A 1,027-nucleotide genomic window follows, 5' to 3' on the forward strand; every position below is an offset into this window, starting at 1 on the left:
TGCTTCAAACTCGATGATCCCGCCTTTGCCGCGCGATTCGTATCTTCCGATCTTCTCCTTTTCTTCCGTTGTCTTCAGGTGGAATTTGCTGAAGGTAAAGGTGCTTCCGCTGTTTTCGACCGTTACCGGCTGTTTGTTCAATTCATCGAGGGCAATCTTAGCTTCGAAGGAAGACGGTTCATTCAGATAGATCGAGTGGAGCTTGAAGGTCAGTTTTTCATGGCCGATAAACGGTGTAAATCCGTGCCACCACACCCATTCTTGACTATCCCCTTTGCCTCTTCCTGAACTTATTTCGTGCACACTATTTTTTTCAATACCGTTCAAAGTCTTGAAAAACGTATCATCACGGCCGGCGATCAGATTTCCCTTTTCGTCGAGAATTTCATAGGCCAGATCGTAGCGTGTCAAGTAGTGTTGCATAAGCTCCCCGTGGGTTAAGCGCATTTCCTTCCTTGGCTCTTTAGGCTCATCATTCCAGCCTTTCTCCTCGATCAGCTTCCTATACTCCGCGTTTCTCTGCTCGTTCCAATCCGTCTTCAGGGTGAGCAGACTTGCGCTTGGAACGGTCATAATGTTGTCGAGCTTGATGACAACTCCCTGCGGTGACGTGTACTCCTGATTAATGACTACTGTCTTCGCCACCGCTTTTGCCTTTTTCATATCGATGGGGACATCGAGCTTCCAGGATCCTTCAGTGTCTATGAATTTATTGAACTCGACTCCGACCGTAAGCTCGTCAGGTACTTTCTCCATAGAGTCGAATATATCATGCAAGTCTTTGCTGACAATCATGTATTCCTCGTGTTTTCCCCATCTCCAGCCATCTCTTTCGGGATTCAGGTCCGTCCCAGCCTTGTCTGTAAGTGTAAATGTTAACTCGTATTCGCCCGCCCGATAATCCAGCCTCTTGCCATCCTTGTCGACAAAATCGAGGATCAGAGCGATTCGAGTAGGATCGGCGAGCACTTCTTTTACGGTCAAGGTGATGCCTTTATCCGTCACTTGCTTGTTGATTTCCTGGACA

General features: G+C 47.6%; 1 protein-coding gene. It reads right to left on the minus strand.

The features are described 5' to 3' along the window. On the minus strand, positions 1 to 1,027 hold a 1,027-nt coding region (locus Q3F21_RS27135; RefSeq protein WP_340259708.1), incomplete at both ends, for a DUF4179 domain-containing protein.

Source organism: Brevibacillus borstelensis, assembly GCF_037834415.1.
Taxonomy (GTDB): Bacteria; Bacillota; Bacilli; order Brevibacillales; family Brevibacillaceae; genus Brevibacillus; species Brevibacillus borstelensis_A.